Origin of the sequence: Microbacterium sp. NPDC091676, assembly GCF_044756645.1 — a bacterium.
Classification (GTDB): domain Bacteria; phylum Actinomycetota; class Actinomycetes; order Actinomycetales; family Microbacteriaceae; genus Microbacterium; species Microbacterium paraoxydans_D.
Genome location: NZ_JBIVTI010000001.1, coordinates 270826 through 288182 on the forward strand (window position 1 = coordinate 270826; position 17357 = coordinate 288182).

Here is a 17357-nt window from a genome sequence, read left to right on the forward strand (position 1 = left end):
GGACGGTGACCAGGAACGGGCGCAGGGGTTCCGGGTCAGACCGTCGCGGGCTTCGTCGACATCGTCTCGGCGTCGAACACGACCCGCTCGCGGGTGCGCTCGATGTCGGGATCGGGCACGGGGATCGCCGACAGCAGCGCCTTCGTGTAGGGGTGCTGCGGGGCGTCGAAGACCTGGTCGACGTCACCGTGCTCCACGAACTCGCCGAGGTACATCACGGCCACGCGGTCGGCGATGTGACGCACCACCGAGAGATCGTGCGCGACGAAGAGGTACGACAGCCCGAGCTTGGTCTTGAGCTCGTCGAGCAGGTTGATGACGCCCGCCTGGATCGACACGTCGAGCGCGGAGACCGGCTCGTCGAGCACGACGATCTTCGGGTTCGTGGACAGGGCACGGGCGATGCCGATGCGCTGTCGCTGACCGCCGGAGAACGCCTGCGGGAAGCGGTCGCTGTGGGCGGGGTTGAGGCCGACGAGGTCCATGAGCTCGTCCACCCGCCGGTGCGCCTCCTCCTTCGGCGTGCCGATCGCGAACAGCGGCTCCGAGATGATGTCGGCGACCGTCATACGCGGGTCCAGGGCTCCCATCGGGTCCTGGAAGACGATCTGGATGTCGCGGCGCAGGGCGCGCTCCACCTTGCGGCTGTGGATGTCGTTGACACTGGTGCCGGCGATCACGATGTCGCCCTCGGTCTGCTTGACCATGTCCATGATCTGCAGCAGCGTCGTCGTCTTGCCCGAGCCGGACTCGCCGACGATGGCCATCGTCTCGCCCTCGCGCACGTCGAAGCTGATGCCCTTGATCGCCTGGACCTCGCCCACCTTGCGCTTCAGGAACGCGCCCTTGACCAACGGGAAGGTCTTGCGGAGGTTCTTCACCTCGAGCGTGATCGGCCGCTCCTCGCGCGGCGTCCGCGTGAGGTCGCTCTCCGGCACGGGGCGGACGGGGTAGACGGGCAGGCCGCCGAGGAGACCGCCGTCCTCGATCTCGTGCGCGCGGATGCAGGCGGCCTGGTGCAGGTCGCCCGAGCCCGTCGGCACGGGGAGCAGCTCGGGCTCCTTGGTGCGGCAGGCATCCATGACGATCGGGCAGCGGTCGGCGAAGGGGCAGGCATCCGGCAGATCGATGAGCAGCGGCGGGTTGCCCTTGATGGGGGTGAGCGGCTCCTTCTCGGCCTTGTCCACGCGGGGGATGGCGCCGAGCAGGCCGATCGAGTACGGCATGCGGGTCTTGTGGAACAGCTCGCGCACCGGGGCGTGCTCCACCGGCTTGCCGGCGTACATCACGAGGACGTCGTCCGCGGTGCGGGCGACCACGCCCATGTCGTGCGTGATCATGATCACGGCGGCACCGGTCTCGTCCTGCGCCTTCTCGATGAGGTCGAGGATCTGCGCCTGGATCGTGACGTCGAGCGCCGTGGTCGGCTCGTCGCAGATGATGAGCTTGGGGTCGTTGGCCATCGCGATGGCGATCACGACGCGCTGCCGCATGCCGCCGGAGAACTCGTGCGGGAACGACTTCATCCGACGCTCGGGCTCCGTGATGCCGACGAGCTTGAGCAGCTCGACGGAGCGGTCCCAGGCGTCCTTCTTGGACAGCCCGCGGTGGACCGTGAGGGCCTCGATGAGCTGATCGCCGACGGTGTAGACCGGCGTGAGCGACGTCAGCGGATCCTGGAACACCATCGACATGCCGTTGCCGCGGATGATGGACAGCTGCTTGTCGTTCATGCCGACGAGCTCCTGCCCGTCGTACATGATCGAGCCGGTGACCTTGGCGTTCTCGTCGAGGAGGCCCATGATGGCGAGCGAGGTCACGGACTTGCCGGAGCCGGACTCGCCGACGATGCCGAGCGTCTTGCCGGCCTCGAGGTCGAAGGAGACGCCGCGGACGGCGTCGACGCGGCCGGCCTCGGAGGCGAAGCTGACCTTGAGGTCGCGGACGGAGAGGACGTTGGTCATGCGCGGCCTCCTGCAGCCGAAGTGGGATCGAGGGCGTCGCGCAGGCCGTCGGCGATCAGCGCCATCGACACGGTGAGCAGGGTCAGCGCCGCCGCCGGGAAGTAGAACAGCCAGGGCGCCGTGGTCAGCGAGCTCGAGCCGGCGCCGATCAGGGCACCGAGCGAGACGTCGGGGATCTTCACGCCGAAGCCGAGGAAGGACAGGCCGGTCTCCGTCACCACGGCGTTCACGACGCCGAGGGTGAAGTTGATGACGAGGAGCGAGCCGATGTTCGGCAGCAGGTGACGGAGCACGATGCGCATGCCGCCGACGCCCATGTAGCGCGCCGCACTGACGTACTCCCGTTCCCGGAGGGACAGCGCCATCGTCCAGATGACGCGGGCGGGGAAGTACCACCCGATCACGAAGATCATGATGAGCGCGATGACGCGCCAGTCGCCTCCGGCCTTGTTCGAGATCATCGCGAGGATCAGGAAGCTCGGGATCACCATCATGAAGTGGATGACCAGCAGCGAGATGCGCTCGGTCCAGCCGCCGAAGTAGGCCGCGGCCGTGCCGACGAGCGCCGACACGATCGTGACGCCGACGGAGACCGTGATGGCGATCATGAGAGACCGCTGCAGGCCGACGGCGACCTGGGCGAAGAGGTCGTTTCCGGCGTTGTTCGTGCCGAACCAGTGCTCCGCCGACGGCGGGCTGCTGAGGTTCAGGAAGTCGAGCTCGATGTGGTCGTAGCGGGCGATGAGGGGCCCGAGGACGGCGAACAGCACGAGGACGACGAAGATGACGAGGCCGATGAGGGCTCCGCGGTTGCGGGCGAAGCGCCGCCAGTAGAGCGTCCACTTCGACAGCCGCTTGGTCGCGACGCGTGTGGTCTCGGGGCCGGCGATCTCCGGCTCCGGGTGGATGGTCGGGTCGAGCATGTCGGTGCTCATGTCAGCTCACTCTCACGCGCGGGTCGAGGACGACGACGGCGATGTCGGCGAGGATGGCGCCGATCGCCGTGAGGACCGCACCGAAGGCGGCGATCGCGACGGTTCCGTGGATGTCGTTCTTGGTGATGGTCTCGATGAAGTACCTGCCCATGCCGTTCCACGCGAAGATCGTCTCGGTCAGGACCGCTCCGGTGAAGATTGCGGGGATCGTGAACGCGACCTGGGTGGCGACGGGGATGAGCGACGTGCGCAGCGCGTGCTTGCGGATGGCCTGCTGCTTGGTCAGGCCCTTCGCGCGGGCGGTGCGGACGTAGTCGGCGTTGATGTTGTCGAGAAGGAGCGACCGCTGCAGGAAGTGGATGCTCGCGTACCCGGTGAGCACCAGCGCGATCGTCGGCAGCGTCAGGTGTTGCAGCACGTCTATGAGGGTGGGGAAGAAGCCCTCGACCCCTTGGCTGGCGTTACCGGTCACGTAGAAGATGCGGGTGCCGGTGGCGTTGTTCAGGCCGATGGCGAGGAGGACGATCGCGAACGCCGCGACGACGATCGGGATGTTCAGGGTGATGATGCTCGTCGCCTGGCCGATGCGGTCGGCGAGCTTGTACTGCCGCGAGGCGGTGTACACGCCGAGCGCGATGCCGAGGACGGTGGTCAGGATCGTCGCGCCGAGGACGAGCTCCGCACTGACCCACATGCGGTACGCGACCTGCTCGTTGACGGATCCGCCCGTCGGGCTCACGCCCCAGTCCCAGCGGAGCAGGATGCCGGTGAGCCACGTCCACCACCGCTCGATGAGTGGGACGGTGTCGCTCAGGTTGCGGGGAGCGAGGGTGTTCACGATCTGCTCTTCGGTGAGCGGAGGGCGACGACCCACATAGTTGCTGCGCGGATCGAGGAAGCCCCACGCGAGGAAGTAGGTGAGGTTCGTCGCGACCACGATCATGAGCAGCCAGCCGAGGGCACGGCGCGCGAGGTACTTGATCAAGGGGGATTTGTCTTTCTCTTCTCCAGACGCGCTCGGGGTCTGCCGACGCAACGCTGAGCCGGGCGGATGATCGGGTTTCATCCGCCGTTCCGCGCGACGCGACAGCCCTCACGGAGTCTGTGACGGAGTCGTATCGCTTACGGGATCCGGTGTCACGGATTGATCCCGGGCAACTTCGGGAGACTATCACCGATACGCACGAATGGGGATTATGAGGACCCTCACCGTAGAATCGACGGGACATGTCCCCACGCGCTCTCACCCCGCTTCAGCCTGCCGCGACGCCGGCTGCGCAGATCCGTAATTTCTGCATCATCGCCCACATCGACCACGGCAAGTCGACCCTGGCCGACCGCATGCTCCAGATCACCGGCGTGGTCGCGGAGCGGGACATGCGCGCCCAGTACCTCGACCGCATGGACATCGAGCGCGAGCGGGGCATCACGATCAAGAGCCAGGCGGTGCGGATGCCGTGGGCGCTCGGTCAGGCGCAGGGTCCGGACGAGGTGTTCGCGCTCAACATGATCGACACCCCGGGTCACGTCGACTTCACGTATGAGGTGTCCCGGTCGCTGGCCGCGTGCGAGGGTGCCATCCTCCTCGTCGACGCCGCGCAGGGCATCGAGGCGCAGACGCTGGCCAACCTCTACCTCGCGCTGGAGAACGACCTCCACATCATCCCGGTCCTCAACAAGATCGACCTCCCCGCGGCCGACCCCGAGAAGTACGCGAAGGAGCTGGCGTCCCTCATCGGCGGCAAGCCCGAGGACGTGCTCCGGGTCTCCGGGAAGACCGGCATGGGCGTGGAGGAGCTGCTCGACCGGATCGTCGAGCAGATCCCGGCACCCGTCGGGGACGCGGACGCCCCGGCGCGCGCGATGATCTTCGACTCCGTCTACGACGCCTATCGCGGCGTGGTCACCTACGTGCGGATGGTCGACGGCAGCCTCTCGCCCCGCGAGCGCATCCAGATGATGTCCACGGGCGCGAACCACGAGGCCCTCGAGGTCGGCGTGTCGAGCCCGGAGCCCACCCCGACCAAGGGTCTCGGGGTCGGTGAGGTGGGCTACCTCATCACGGGCGTGAAGGATGTGCGGCAGTCGAAGGTCGGTGACACGATCACGAACGCGCGCAAGCCCGCGGCGGAGGCGCTTCCCGGCTACACGGACCCGAAGCCGATGGTGTTCTCGGGCATCTACCCGATCGACGGCAGCGACTATGCCGAGCTGCGCGAGGCGCTGGACAAGCTCAAGCTCTCCGACGCCTCGCTGCAGTACGAGCCGGAGACCTCGGTCGCGCTCGGCTTCGGATTCCGCTGCGGCTTCCTCGGACTGCTGCACCTGGAGATCGTCACCGAGCGCCTCGCGCGGGAGTTCGGCCTCGACCTCATCACCACCGCCCCGAGCGTGATCTACGAGGTCGTGACGAGCGACACCGGCGAGACGGTGACCGTGACGAACCCGAGCGAGTACCCCGACGGTCGTATCGGCTCGGTGTCCGAGCCGATGGTCAAGGCGGCGATCCTGCTGCCGAAGGACTACGTCGGCACCGTCATGGAGCTGTGCCAGTCGCGGCGCGGCACGCTGCTCGGCATGGAGTACTTCTCGGAGGAGCGGGTCGAGCTGCGCTACAACATGCCCCTCGGCGAGATCGTTTTCGACTTCTTCGACCAGCTCAAGTCCAAGACGCAGGGCTACGCCTCGCTCGACTACGAGCCCTCGGGGCAGCAGGAGGCCGACCTCGTCAAGGTCGACATCCTCCTGCAGGGCGAGAAGGTCGACGCGTTCAGCTCGATCGTGCACCGCGACAAGGCCTACGCCTACGGCACGATGATGGCGGAGCGGCTGCGCAAGCTCATCCCTCGTCAGCAGTTCGAGGTGCCGATCCAGGCGGCGATCGGTGCCCGCATCATCGCCCGCGAGACGATCCGCGCGATCCGCAAGGACGTGCTCGCCAAGTGCTACGGCGGTGACATCACCCGCAAGCGCAAGCTCCTCGAGAAGCAGAAGGAGGGCAAGAAGCGCATGAAGATGGTGGGCCGCGTCGAGGTTCCGCAGGAGGCGTTCATCGCCGCGCTCTCCGGCGACGTCGAGACCAAGGACAAGAAGTAGCCCACCCCCGCTGAGCCGGTCGACGCGCGCGGTTCTCAGGGTCCGTTCGCGCTGGGTCGCTGAGCCTGTCGAAGCGCGCGGTTCTCAGGGTCCGTTCGCGCTGGGTCGCTGAGCTTGTCGAAGCGCACTGTACGACCTCGACAACGACGGAAGGTCCTCCCACCGATTCTCGATCAACGCCATCTTCTTCCGGCGATTCCACGGGCTCAGGGGCCCACCCTTCGACGGGCTCAGGGATCCGGTCGACGCCGGGGGATGTGACGGCGTGCGGCGCGGGGGGTGTTCGCTCAGGGAACCCGAAGTAGGCTGGATCTCATGCGGCGCGGGACTTTCCGAGACGACACGGTGGACTATGCGGCCGTGGGTGCGACCCACGCCCCCGATCTGATGCAGTACCCGCCGGAGCGCAGCATCCCGGCGGAGGAATCCTGGCGGATCGGCAGTGGCGAGGAGCGTTTCCAGACGGCCGGCGAAGCCCTGCTGTCGTGGACGGCGCAGCGTGCGGCCGGGTTGTCCGTGGAAGACGTCCGCCCTGCTCCCGGTCCCGCCTATGCGGGCGTGAGCTTCGACGCCGAGGGCAATCCCATCGCGCCGAGCAAGCGCGACGTGGAGCCGCGGTACGACGCGGAGGGGATGCCCTTCGTGGGTGCGGGCATGACGCTCCACCTGCGGGGCCGCGTGGGCGGCATGCGCGCCGACTCCGAGCTGCGTGTGATCTCGGTCACCGAGGAGACGCGGCGGATCGGCTTCGTGCTGGGCACGGTCGGAGGCTCCGTGGTCAGCGGCGAGGAGTCGTTCGACGTGGACTGGCGCGAGGACAACGACGAGGTCTGGTTCACGGTCCGGGCCTTCGACGCCCCGAACACGCTGCTCTACCGTCTCGTCCCCGCTCTGATGAAGCGCCGCCGTCGCGAGCTCTTCGCGCGCTACCTCCGCGCGATCTCCCCGCTCTACGCGACCCCGGTGTGATGGCGGGACCACTTCCGCTCGGGGATCCGGCGCCCGCGGACGGGCGGCTCCCCGAAGACCTTCCGATCTCCGCGGAGACCCCGTTCTCCGCCTACCTCCACATCCCGTTCTGCCGGGTGCGCTGCGGCTACTGCGACTTCAACACGTACACGTCCGGCGAGCTGCGCGGGGCGAAGCAGGAGGACTACGCGTCCACCCTCATCGGCGAGATCGCCCTGGCGCGCACGGTGCTGGACGAGGCCGGAGCGCTGCGCCCGATGGACACGGTGTTCTTCGGCGGCGGCACGCCCACCCTGCTCCCCGCGGGAGACCTCGCCCGGATGCTGGGAGCGGCCACCGCGGCGTTCCGGCTCGCGCCGGGCGCCGAGGTCACGGTCGAGGCCAATCCCGACACGGTGACGCCGGAGGTTGCGCGCATCCTCGCCGAGGCAGGGGTCACGAGGCTGTCCATCGGCATGCAGTCGGCCGTCCCGCACGTCCTCGCCGCGCTCGACCGAACGCACCGCCCGGACAATGTGCGCACCGCCGTCGCCGCCGCGAAGGAGGCGGGACTCGCCGTCAGCGTCGACCTCATCTACGGCGCACCGGGGGAGACCCTCGCCGACTGGGAGGCCTCGCTCGACGCCGCCCTGGCCCTGGAGTCCGACCACATCTCCGCATACGCCCTCATCATCGAGGACGGCACCAAGCTCGCCCGTCAGATCCGTCGCGGTGAGGTGCCGACCCCGGACGACGACCTCCAGGCCGACATGTACGAGCTGGCGGACGAGCGCCTCGCCGCCGCCGGGTTCGAGTGGTACGAGGTCAGCAACTGGGCTCGCAGCGAGGGGCAGCGGTCGCGCCACAACCTCGCGTACTGGCGGGGGAGCGACTGGTGGGGCTTCGGCCCCGGCGCCCACAGTCATGTCGCCGGGCTCCGGTGGTGGAACGTCAAGCACCCCGCCGCTTACGCGCAGCGTCTGGCGGCCTCGTCGTCGCCGGCGGCAGGGCGCGAACGGCCGGACCCGGAGGCGCAGACGCTCGAGCGCATCCTCCTCCTCAGTCGCATCCGCGAGGGGATCGCGGTGAGCGACGTCCCGGAGCAGAACAGGGAGCGTGTCGCTGGACTCATCGCCGACGGCCTGATCGATGCGGCGGCGGCCATTCGCGGGCGCGTCCAGCTCACGCTCCGCGGCCGTCTCCTCGCCGATGCCGTGGTGCGCGAGCTGACGGACTGAGCCGCGACGCCGGGCTGTCCGCCTTCGGAGATCTCCCGATCGCAGGAGGTAGGATTGGCACTCAGGGCGGCAGAGTGCCAGCATCCGGTCGGCGGGAAGGGGAACCCATGGTCACAGAGCGAGGGTTGCAGGTCCTCCGTGCGATCGTGCAGGACTACGTCGAGACGCACGAGCCGGTGGGCAGCCGTTCCATCGTCGACCGTCATTCCTTCGGCGTCTCGGCGGCGACCATCCGCAACGACATGGCGCAACTGGAGGATGAGGAGCTGATCACGGCTCCGCACACCTCATCCGGACGCGTGCCGACGGACAAGGGGTACCGGGTGTTCGTCAATCACCTCGCCCAGCTCCGCCCGCTCTCCACCGCGCAGCGTTCCGCCATCGAGTCCTTCCTCGCCGACCCGGCCGACCTCGACGATCTGATGGCGCGGACCGTCCGCGTGCTCACACAGCTCACCGGACAGGTCGCCCTGGCCCAGTACCCGTCGTTCGCGCGGGCTCACGTGACCCACGTGGAGCTCGTGACGCTCGCCCCCAACCGGCTCCTCACGGTCCTGGTGACCGACGCCGGCGGGGTGTCGCAGCGGATCACCGTGCTCCCGGACATGATCGACGAGGCGGATCTCGCGGTGCTTCGCGCGCGACTCTCCGCCCTCATCACCGGCCAGGCGATCGCGGCGGCCTCCGACCGGCTGCAGGCGCTCCTGGCCGCAGACGAGACGCCGCAGGACCGCGTGCTCCGCACGGTCGCCGCCGTCGTCGTGGACGAACTCGGCGGCTTCCGGCAGGAGCGGCTCGTGATGGCGGGCGCGGCGACTCTGGCGCGGCGCGAGCAGGACTTCCGCGGCAGCATCCACCCCCTCCTCGAGGCCATCGAGGAACAGGTGACGCTGCTGCGGCTGATGAGCGAGATGGTGCCCGACGAGCACGGCCTCGCGGCGAGCATCGGCACCGAGAACGCCTCCTTCGGGCTCGGCGAGGCGTCGATCGTCGCCAGCAACTACGCGGCGCCCTCGGGGACCGCGCGGGTCGGTGTCATGGGGCCCACCCGGATGGACTATCCGAGCAACCTCGCGGCGGCACGGGCGGTCGCCCGCTACCTGTCGCGGATGCTCGACGACGACGAGGCCGGCCGCTGAGGCGGCCCCCACGGAAACACACGCAGAAGGGCGATTGTGGCGGACCACTACGAGGTTCTCGGGGTGTCCCGGGACGCTTCCACCGATGAGATCAAGAAGGCGTATCGGCGCCTGGCACGGCAGCTCCACCCGGACGTGAATCCGGGCGAGGAGGCCGCAGAGAAGTTCAAGCTCGTCACGCACGCCTACGACGTGCTCAGCGACGAGGAGTCACGCCGCCGCTACGACATGGGCGGCGGCGACGGCGCGAACAACTTCGGCGGCTTCGGCGGCTTCGGCGACATCTTCGAGACGTTCTTCGGGGCGTCGCAGGGTGGCGGACGCGGTGCCCGCCCGCGGTCGAGGCGTGAGCGCGGGCAGGACGCGCTCGTCCGGGTCACCCTCGACCTCGGCGACGTCGTCTTCGGCGCGCACCGCGACATCGAGGTCGACACGGCCGTGCTCTGCGAGACCTGCCAGGGCTCCTGCTGCCAGGAGGGCACCTCGCCGGTCACCTGCGACATCTGCGGTGGCACCGGTCACGTGCAGCGTCAGGTGCGGAGCCTCCTCGGCAACGTCGTCACCTCCCAGCCGTGCGGCACGTGCGAGGGCTACGGGACGACCATCCCGTACCCCTGCGGCACCTGCGGCGGGCAGGGACGGGTCCGGTCGCGTCGCACGGTCTCCCTCGACATCCCGGCGGGCGTCGAGACCGGCCTGCGGCTGCAGCTCCCCGGTTCCGGCGAGGTCGGCCGCGCGGGCGGCCCGAACGGCGACCTCTACGTCGAGGTCACGGTCAACCCGCACCCCGCGTTCAGCCGTGACGGCGACGACCTGCTCGCCACGCTCGAGGTGTCCATGACCGATGCCATCCTCGGCACCGAGACCTCGATCGAAGGACTCGACGGGGAGGTCGACCTGGAGATCCGCGCGGGCGTGCAGTCCGGCGACGTGCTGACCATCAAGGGGCGGGGCATCACGCCGCTGCGCGGCACCCAGCGCGGCGACCTCCGCGTCGGCGTGCAGGTGGTCACCCCCACCAAGCTCGACTCCGCACAGCGCAAGCTCATCGAGGACTTCGCCAAGAAGAACAAGGCGCCGGGCCCGCAGCTCGCGCAGTTCCAGCAGGGCCTGTTCTCCAAGCTCCGCGACCGGTTCCGCACCCACTGATCGTGGCGCTGCACTTCCTCGTCGAATCCGCGGGTGACGCCGCGGTGGGCGGTCTCGTGTCGCTCACCGGGGCCGAGGCGAAGCATGCGGCCGTCGTCCGGCGGCTCCGCGTCGGTGAGGCCGTGACCGTCGGCGATGGCCGGGGCGTCTGGCTGACCGGCGTCGCCGAAGAGGTGTCGCCGTCGCGCGTCGACGTCCGGATCACCGAGCGCGTCGAGCACGAGCCCGCGAGTCCGCGTCTCGTGCTCGTGCAGGCACTGGCGAAGGGCGACCGCGACGAACTCGCCGTGCAGGCCGCGTGCGAGCTCGGCGTCGACGAGATCGTGCCCTGGCAGGCGGGGCGCAGCGTGTCCCGCTGGGAGGGACCGAAAGCCGTGAAGGGGCGCGAGCGCTGGGCGACGATCGTCCGCGAAGCGGCCAAGCAGGCGCACCGGGCCTGGGTGCCCGAGGTGGCCGCCCCGGAATCGACCGCGCAGCTCGCGGCCCGCGCAGCGACGCAACGTGTGCTGCTGCTCGACCCGACCGCTCCCGCCCGGCTCTCCGCGCTCGTCCCCGATGACCGCGACCTCGTGCTCGTGGTGGGGCCGGAAGGCGGGATCGCTCCGGAGGAGCTCGAGAAGCTCACGGCGGCGGGCGCCGAGCGCGTTCTCCTCGGCGACACCGTGCTGCGCACGTCGACCGCGGGTCCCGCGGCGATCGCCGTGCTGTCGGCCGCCCTCGGCCGGTGGTGACCGGCCGCGCCACGCGTCCCCCCCAGTAAGCTGAGAGCATGAGCGAACCCTCGATCTTCACGCGCATCCTCACCGGTGACATCCCGGGGGAGATCCTGCTCGACACGGGCCGCGTCTTCGCGATCCGCGACATCGATCCGCAGGCGCCGCTCCATGTGCTCGTCATCCCCAAGACCGAGGAGTACCGCGACGTCACCGCACTCGCGGCCGGGGACCCCGCACTGCTGGCCGAGATGGTCGCCGCGGCGAAGCGCATCGCCGACGAGCACGCGAACGGCGAGTACCGCCTCATCTTCAACAACGGCGCGAGCGTCGCGCAGTCCGTCTTCCACGTGCACGCCCATGTGCTCGGCAACCTCGAGGAGAACAAGCTCGTTGGCTTCTGACGATCAGGAAAACGTCACCGAACGGCTCTACGCCGACGGCGTCGCGATGGTGCAGCTGCTCGGTCCGCAGGACCGGCTGCTGCGGATGATGGAGCGCGAGCACCCCGACGTGCAGGTGCTCGTCCGCGGCAACGAGATCACGCTCACGGGCGAGCGCGAGGCCGTCGCCAAGGCGAAGAACCTCGTCGACGAGCTCCTCACGATGACGAAGGCCGGGCACGACCTCGCCCCGAGCGACGTGTCGAGCTCGGCGCGCATGCTGCGCCAGGGCGGCGGCCCGCGGCCCAGCGAGGTGCTGGGCGAGGCGATCCTCTCCACGCGGGGCAAGGTGATCCGGCCGAAGACCCTCGGTCAGAAGGAGTACGTCGACGCGATCGAGGAGAACACGATCGTGTTCGGCATCGGTCCGGCCGGAACGGGCAAGACCTACCTCGCGATGGCGAAGGCCGTCCAGGCGCTGCAGCGCAAGGAGGTCACCCGCATCATCCTCACCCGTCCGGCGGTCGAGGCGGGGGAGCGCCTCGGGTTCCTCCCCGGAACGCTCACCGACAAGATCGACCCGTACCTGCGGCCGCTCTACGACGCACTGAACGAGATGATGGACCCGGAGATCGTGCCGCGCCTGATGGCGACCGGCACCATCGAGGTCGCCCCGCTCGCCTACATGCGGGGGCGCACGCTCAACGACTCCTTCGTCGTGCTCGACGAGGCGCAGAACACCACGCCCGAGCAGATGAAGATGTTCCTGACCCGTCTCGGGTTCGGCACCAGGATGGTCGTCACCGGGGACATCACGCAGGTCGACCTGCCGCAGGGTGCCTCCGGCCTCCGCCTGGTCACCCGGGTGCTCGACGGCATCGACGACATCCACTTCTCCCGTCTCACCAGTGACGACGTGGTCCGGCACTCCCTGGTGGGGCGCATCGTCGACGCGTACAGCGAGTACGACGAGCGGCGCGTGGCGCAGCGGGCCGAGCGCGAGCAGGCGCACGAGTTCGCCAACCGTGCCGAGCGCCGCGGCGCCCAGCGACCAGGACCACGCGACCGCATGCCGAAACGAGGGCTCTCATGATCGAGATCAACAACGAGTCGGCGATCGACGTCGACGAGACCGTGCTGCAGCGGCTGACCGACTTCAACCTCGCGCAGCTCCATGTCAGCGCAGACGCCGAAGTGGCCATCGTGCTCGTCGACGAGGGCGCCATGGAGGCGCTGCACGTGCAGTGGATGGACGAGCCGGGGCCGACCGACGTCCTCAGCTTCCCGATGGACGAGCTCCGGCCCGGCACCGAGGACCGTCCGACGCCTCCCGGGCTGCTCGGCGACATCGTGCTGTGCCCGCAGGTCGCGGAGACGCAGGCCCAGGCCGCCGGCCACACCCTCATGGACGAGCTCATCCTGCTCACGACGCACGGACTGCTGCACCTTCTCGGCTTCGATCATGCCGAGCCGGACGAGGAGCGGGAGATGTTCGGGCTGCAGAAGCAGCTCATCCAGGGCTTCGCCGCGTCCGAGCGCCGCCGACGATGACAGAGCTGCTGCTGCTCGTCGCCGCCGTCCTGCTGGTGGCGTTCGGCGGCCTCATGGCCGCGATCGACGCGGCGTACAGCGTCACCTCCCGCGCCGGTCTGGCCGACATGGCGACGGAGGGCCGCCGCGCGAAGGCGCTGGAGCGGATCGCCACCGACCTCGACGCGCACGTCAACGCGGTCGCCTTCATCCGCGTCCTCGCGGAGGTGACGGCCGCCGTGCTCGTGACCGTGGCGTTCACCCTCTTCTTCGAGAACATCTGGTGGGCCATGCTCGCCGCCGCGATCCTGATGACCGGCATCACCTTCGTCCTCGTCGGGGCGAGTCCGCGCACGTTCGGTCATCAGCACGCCGAGAGCATGATCCGGGGCAGCGCGAACGTCGTCCGCGGACTGCGCATCATCCTCGGGCCGATCGCCCAGGGGCTCGTCGTCCTCGGCAACCGGGTGACGCCGGGAACCGGACGCAGCTCGTTCTCCAGCGAGGACCAGCTGCTGAGCATGGTCGACGAGGCCGCGTCCAACGACCTCATCGAGGAGGACGACCGCGACCTCATCCACTCGGTGTTCGACTTCACCGACCAGTTCGTCCGGGCGGTGATGGTGCCGCGCACCGAGATGGTCACCGTGGGTGCGGAGGCGACGACCGACGAGGCGATGTCGCTCTTCCTGCATCGCGGCGTGTCCCGTATGCCCGTCGTCGACGACGAGGCCGACGACGTCGTCGGGGTGCTGTACCTCAAGGACCTCGTGCAGTTCGCGTACCGCGACGACAGCGCCTGGCGTGCGGCCTCCATCCGTCCGATCGCGCGACCGGCGACCTTCGTCCCCGAGTCGATGCGCGCGGAGACCCTGCTGCAGCAGATGAAGCGCGACGCCGTGCACGTGTGCCTCGTGATCGACGAGCATGGCGGCATCTCCGGCCTCGTGACCCTGGAGGACCTCATCGAGGAGCTCGTGGGGGAGATCTCGGACGAGTACGATCAGGTATCCGCCGAGTTCGTCGACCTGGGCGACGGCCGTTATCGCGTGAGCTCTCGGCTCTCCCTGGAAGACGTGGGCGATCTGTTCGGCCTCGAGCTCGAGGACGAGGACGTCGATTCCATCGGCGGTCTGCTCGGCAAGACGCTCGGCCAGGTGCCGCAGCCCGGTGCGACGGCGACCGTCCACGGACTCGTGCTCACCGGCGGGGCCTCGCGCGGGCGGGGGCGCGGGATCGCGACGGTGTTCGTGGAGCGGGCGGCAGAGCCCGAAGATGTGCAGGATGAAGGAGAACGGCGCGATGACTGAAGACACCCGGAGCGGGTTCGTGACCTTCGTCGGGCGGCCGAACGTGGGCAAGTCGACGCTCACCAACGCGCTCGTCGGCGAGAAGATCGCCATCACGAGCGAGAAGCCGCAGACCACCCGCCGGGCGATCCGCGGCATCCTCAACCGCCCCGACGGACAGCTCGTCATCGTGGACACCCCCGGCATCCACAAGCCGCGGACGCTCCTGGGCGAGCGCCTGAACGATCTCGTGGAGCAGGTCCTGGGCGACGTCGACGTGATCGGCTTCTGCGTGCCCGCGACGGAGAAGGTCGGTCCCGGCGATCGCCGCATCGCCGCCTCGCTGGACGGGTACCCGCGCGCGCAGAAGATCGCGATCGTCACCAAGACCGACGCCGCGGGTCGCGACGAGATCACCGAGCGGCTGATGGAGGTGGACTCCCTCCGGGAGGACTGGGCCGCGGTGATCCCGCTGTCGGCGCTGACGCGCGACCAGCTCGAGGTGCTCGCGGACGAGATCCTGCAGCTCATGCCGGAGGGGCCCGCGCTGTACCCCGAGGGCGTCACCACGGACGAGTCGACCGAGGACCGCATCGCCGAGATCATCCGAGAGGCGGCCCTCGACGGCGTGCGCGACGAGCTCCCGCACTCGATCGCCGTCGTCGTCGACGACATCGCCCCGCGCGAGGACAGCGACCTCACCGACGTGCATGCCTCCATCGTCGTCGAGCGGGACAGCCAGAAGGCGATCATCATCGGTCACAAGGGCAAGCGCCTCCGCGACGTGGGGGCGCGCTCCCGCGCCGGCATCGAGGAGCTCCTCGGGACCCGCGTGTTCCTCGGACTCCACGTCAAGGTCGCGAAGGAATGGCAGCGCGATCCGAAGCAGCTCGGGCGGCTCGGGTTCTGACATGCCGGGCAGCAGGACGTCGGAGGCGGCGGGCCGACCGCCGACCCCACCGACATGATCGGCCGCGGCGAAGACCCGAGCTCGCTGCGGAACGAGGTCTTCACACGAGTGTTCGACGAGCACTGGGCGACGGTGCGCCACCACATCGAGGGTGTCGTCCCCGACGACGACGAGGTCAGCGAGATCGTGTCGGAGGTCTTCCTCGTCGCGTGGTCGCGGCTGCGCCCCAGCCGTCCGCCGGGGAAGGTCTGGCTGCTCCGTCAGACCGACCGTCACCTCCGCGCGCGGGCTCGTCGCTCCTCCGCCGTGCACGGGGCGATCGACGCGGTGCATTCGGGGCTCTCGGGCGACCCGGAGGCCCTCGGCGGATTCGGACGCAGCGAGGTGCTCAGAGCTTTGGGTGTCCTCACTCCGGGGCAACGGCGTATCATCATGCTCACGTACTGGGATGGACTCGCGGTGGGGGAGATTGCGGAGTTGCTGCGCACCTCCGAGTCCCGGGTGCGGAAGACGTTGGCGCGGGCCGAGGAACGCCTGCGCGCGACGCTGGGACTGGAGGATACGGGGAGTGCGTGATGCCTGAGAATGCCCTGCTCGAGCGCGTGCTCGTCGAGGCCGATCCCGCGCGCACGCCGCGCGATGCGGAGCCGGACGCGCGCGCGATCGCCGCGCGCGACCGCATCATCCGCTCCGCCGGCGCTCCGCAGCGCCGTCGTCGTCGGACTCGCACGATCGGCTGGGCGGCGGGCCTGACCGCCGTCGCCGCGTCCGCTGCGCTGGCCTTCGCCGTCCTCGTGCCGCCGCAGTCCGCCGTTGCGGGTACGCCGTCGCCCCTGGTCTTCGAGGGCGCGGGTTCCCTGAGCGACATCGTGGCCGACGCGGAGACCGAGCTGACGGTGTTCGCGCCGCCCGCCGACCCGGAGCGCTCGGTGCGGACCGCCTCCTGGTCGTTCAACGCGGAGATGGACACGGGGCGCACCGAGGTCATGCCGCAGTTCTCGACGTTCACCTGGCGGGAGGATCTCTCCGGGGAAGCCGTCGCCATCAACGGGGTCCCGTACGATCCCGAGGACGCGGTCGCGAACGGCGACTCCGAGATCGTGAGCAGTGGCGAGGTGGCCTCGCGGGTGACCTTCGCCCCCGGCGAGTTCGAGACCCCGGTCGTCGCTGCGCCCGGAGAGTCCGCCGCCGACGTGCGCGCGCTCCTGGAGGCGTTCGGCATGCCGGACGATCCGACGGCTTTCGACGTGGTGACAGCCCTCACCTCGGTCTTCGGCCAGTGGACGCTCACCAACGCGCAGCACGCCGAGGTGCTGACGCTCATCGAGACCTCCGGAGGGGCGCAGGCGCTCGGCGAGTCCAGCGACCGCCTCGGGCGTCCTGTCGCCGGCATCCGAGTGCTGTCCGCGGACGGTGTCGTGAGCGACGACCTTCTGGTGTCCCTCGACACCGGCCGCATCGTCGGCATCGAACGAACCGTCCTGAAGGACGACGGCGTCTTCCCGGCCGGTGCGGTCGTGGACTACCGGATGTGGGACATCCCTGAGGAGGTTGTGCAATGAAGCACTCGCGCCCGCTGACCGCGGTTCTCCTGGCTCTGGCTCTCGTCGCGATGGGTGGGCCCGCCGTCGCGGCCACCGAGGAGCCGGTCGATCCGCAGCTCACCCGGTTGCTCGACGAGGTTCCCGGTGGCGTGGTGATCGACGGCGGAAGCGCTGTCTGGCCGGAGCTCGACATGGAGTACCGCCCCGCCGCAGTGACCCCGAGGGCCGCCGCGCGCGCCGTCGGTTCCTGCGCGACCGGGAGGATCTGCGCGTACAACGCCTCCAACCTCGGGGGCGGCGTGCTGAGCTGGGGAAGCTGCACCACCATCTCCATCCCTTCGTCCTTCGCCACGCGGTCCGCCGCGAACGCGCGCACCTCCGGATACATGCAGGTGCGCAACGGGACGTCGGTGCTCGCGAGCGTCAACGCCAACGCCTGGAGCAACGTCTCGGGTTCCGCGACCAACATCCGCTGCTTCCTCTGAGCATCGCGGCAGCCCGTACGAGAGACGACGAGGA

17 protein-coding genes are annotated in these 17357 nt (G+C 69.5%); 14 read left to right on the forward strand and 3 right to left on the reverse strand.

All coding sequences use genetic code 11. The features are described from left to right. Window positions 1–35 precede the first annotated feature (35 nt). Genes ACIQID_RS01450 through ACIQID_RS01460 form a run of 3 tightly spaced genes read right to left on the reverse strand, consistent with a single transcriptional unit; the run spans window position 36 to window position 3884 of the window. Window positions 36–1964 (reverse strand): dipeptide ABC transporter ATP-binding protein, encoded by a 1929-nt coding sequence (locus ACIQID_RS01450; protein ID WP_400281365.1) that lies wholly within the window; start codon window positions 1962–1964, stop codon window positions 36–38. After that, window positions 1961–2899 carry an ABC transporter permease gene (locus tag ACIQID_RS01455; protein ID WP_312672266.1) on the reverse strand — a complete coding sequence of 313 codons (939 nt, stop codon included), beginning with the start codon at window positions 2897–2899 and terminating at the stop codon, window positions 1961–1963. Before ACIQID_RS01455 ends, ACIQID_RS01450 begins: the two co-directional genes overlap by 4 nt. 1 nt (window position 2900) lies before the next feature. After that, a complete protein-coding gene (locus ACIQID_RS01460) occupies window positions 2901–3884 on the reverse strand; it encodes an ABC transporter permease (RefSeq protein WP_025103697.1) in 984 nt (327 codons plus the stop codon). Between the two features lie 242 nt (window positions 3885–4126). Here ACIQID_RS01460 and lepA point away from each other — a divergent pair, with 242 nt between their 5' ends. The 14 genes from lepA (at window position 4127) to ACIQID_RS01530 (ending at window position 17323) form a co-directional block, all read left to right on the forward strand. After that, entirely contained in the window at window positions 4127–5995 is a 1869-nt protein-coding gene (gene lepA, locus ACIQID_RS01465) for a translation elongation factor 4 (RefSeq protein ID WP_136050751.1), read from the forward strand. Between the two features lie 315 nt (window positions 5996–6310). Continuing rightward, a complete protein-coding gene (locus ACIQID_RS01470; RefSeq protein WP_025103695.1) occupies window positions 6311–6964 on the forward strand; it encodes a DUF1990 family protein in 654 nt (217 codons plus the stop codon). Further along, entirely contained in the window at window positions 6964–8181 is a 1218-nt protein-coding gene (gene hemW, locus ACIQID_RS01475) for a radical SAM family heme chaperone HemW (RefSeq protein ID WP_400281372.1), read from the forward strand. Before ACIQID_RS01470 ends, hemW begins: the two co-directional genes overlap by 1 nt. Window positions 8182–8288: 107 nt before the next feature. Next, complete coding sequence (gene hrcA / locus ACIQID_RS01480) at window positions 8289–9320, forward strand: heat-inducible transcriptional repressor HrcA (protein ID WP_071329516.1); 1032 nt, start codon at window positions 8289–8291, stop codon at window positions 9318–9320. Window positions 9321–9356: 36 nt separating this feature from the next. After that, window positions 9357–10469: a molecular chaperone DnaJ gene (gene dnaJ, locus ACIQID_RS01485; RefSeq protein ID WP_060922189.1), complete on the forward strand. Its 1113-nt coding sequence runs from the start codon at window positions 9357–9359 to the stop codon at window positions 10467–10469. Window positions 10470–10471: 2 nt separating this feature from the next. Next, a complete protein-coding gene (locus ACIQID_RS01490; protein ID WP_312672272.1) occupies window positions 10472–11200 on the forward strand; it encodes a 16S rRNA (uracil(1498)-N(3))-methyltransferase in 729 nt (242 codons plus the stop codon). 38 nt (window positions 11201–11238) lie between these two features. Beyond that, complete coding sequence (locus tag ACIQID_RS01495; protein ID WP_071329514.1) at window positions 11239–11586, forward strand: HIT domain-containing protein; 348 nt, start codon at window positions 11239–11241, stop codon at window positions 11584–11586. 46 nt (window positions 11587–11632) lie between these two features. Then, the gene (locus tag ACIQID_RS01500; RefSeq protein WP_400285598.1) at window positions 11633–12658 is read left to right on the forward strand and encodes a PhoH family protein; all 1026 of its coding nucleotides are present in this window, start codon (window positions 11633–11635) and stop codon (window positions 12656–12658) included. Then, the gene (ybeY, locus tag ACIQID_RS01505) at window positions 12655–13116 is read left to right on the forward strand and encodes an rRNA maturation RNase YbeY (protein ID WP_025103688.1); all 462 of its coding nucleotides are present in this window, start codon (window positions 12655–12657) and stop codon (window positions 13114–13116) included. Before ACIQID_RS01500 ends, ybeY begins: the two co-directional genes overlap by 4 nt. After that, the gene (locus tag ACIQID_RS01510) at window positions 13113–14405 is read left to right on the forward strand and encodes a hemolysin family protein (RefSeq protein ID WP_312672273.1); all 1293 of its coding nucleotides are present in this window, start codon (window positions 13113–13115) and stop codon (window positions 14403–14405) included. Before ybeY ends, ACIQID_RS01510 begins: the two co-directional genes overlap by 4 nt. Next, the gene (gene era / locus ACIQID_RS01515; RefSeq protein ID WP_187661663.1) at window positions 14398–15294 is read left to right on the forward strand and encodes a GTPase Era; all 897 of its coding nucleotides are present in this window, start codon (window positions 14398–14400) and stop codon (window positions 15292–15294) included. The genes ACIQID_RS01510 and era overlap by 8 nt, the downstream gene beginning before the upstream one ends. Before the next feature lie 54 nt (window positions 15295–15348). Next, window positions 15349–15870: an RNA polymerase sigma factor gene (locus tag ACIQID_RS01520; protein WP_400281379.1), complete on the forward strand. Its 522-nt coding sequence runs from the start codon at window positions 15349–15351 to the stop codon at window positions 15868–15870. Beyond that, window positions 15870–16856, forward strand: coding sequence for a hypothetical protein (locus ACIQID_RS01525; protein WP_400281382.1), 987 nt, complete (start codon window positions 15870–15872; stop codon window positions 16854–16856). The genes ACIQID_RS01520 and ACIQID_RS01525 overlap by 1 nt, the downstream gene beginning before the upstream one ends. Further along, complete coding sequence (locus ACIQID_RS01530) at window positions 16853–17323, forward strand: hypothetical protein (RefSeq protein WP_312672276.1); 471 nt, start codon at window positions 16853–16855, stop codon at window positions 17321–17323. Before ACIQID_RS01525 ends, ACIQID_RS01530 begins: the two co-directional genes overlap by 4 nt. Window positions 17324–17357: the final 34 nt, after the last annotated feature.

Coding starts and splice junctions, on each gene's coding strand:
- ACIQID_RS01450 (WP_400281365.1), bottom strand. CDS start 1,964: ATGACCAACGTCCTCTCCGTCCGCGACCTCAAGGTCAGCTTCGCCTCC.
- ACIQID_RS01455 (WP_312672266.1), bottom strand. CDS start 2,899: ATGAGCACCGACATGCTCGACCCGACCATCCACCCGGAGCCGGAGATC.
- lepA (WP_136050751.1), top strand. CDS start 4,127: ATGTCCCCACGCGCTCTCACCCCGCTTCAGCCTGCCGCGACGCCGGCT.
- ACIQID_RS01470 (WP_025103695.1), top strand. CDS start 6,311: ATGCGGCGCGGGACTTTCCGAGACGACACGGTGGACTATGCGGCCGTG.
- hemW (WP_400281372.1), top strand. CDS start 6,964: ATGGCGGGACCACTTCCGCTCGGGGATCCGGCGCCCGCGGACGGGCGG.
- hrcA (WP_071329516.1), top strand. CDS start 8,289: ATGGTCACAGAGCGAGGGTTGCAGGTCCTCCGTGCGATCGTGCAGGAC.
- ACIQID_RS01495 (WP_071329514.1), top strand. CDS start 11,239: ATGAGCGAACCCTCGATCTTCACGCGCATCCTCACCGGTGACATCCCG.
- ACIQID_RS01500 (WP_400285598.1), top strand. CDS start 11,633: ATGGTGCAGCTGCTCGGTCCGCAGGACCGGCTGCTGCGGATGATGGAG.
- ybeY (WP_025103688.1), top strand. CDS start 12,655: ATGATCGAGATCAACAACGAGTCGGCGATCGACGTCGACGAGACCGTG.
- ACIQID_RS01510 (WP_312672273.1), top strand. CDS start 13,113: ATGACAGAGCTGCTGCTGCTCGTCGCCGCCGTCCTGCTGGTGGCGTTC.
- era (WP_187661663.1), top strand. CDS start 14,398: ATGACTGAAGACACCCGGAGCGGGTTCGTGACCTTCGTCGGGCGGCCG.
- ACIQID_RS01520 (WP_400281379.1), top strand. CDS start 15,349: ATGATCGGCCGCGGCGAAGACCCGAGCTCGCTGCGGAACGAGGTCTTC.
- ACIQID_RS01525 (WP_400281382.1), top strand. CDS start 15,870: ATGCCTGAGAATGCCCTGCTCGAGCGCGTGCTCGTCGAGGCCGATCCC.
- ACIQID_RS01530 (WP_312672276.1), top strand. CDS start 16,853: ATGAAGCACTCGCGCCCGCTGACCGCGGTTCTCCTGGCTCTGGCTCTC.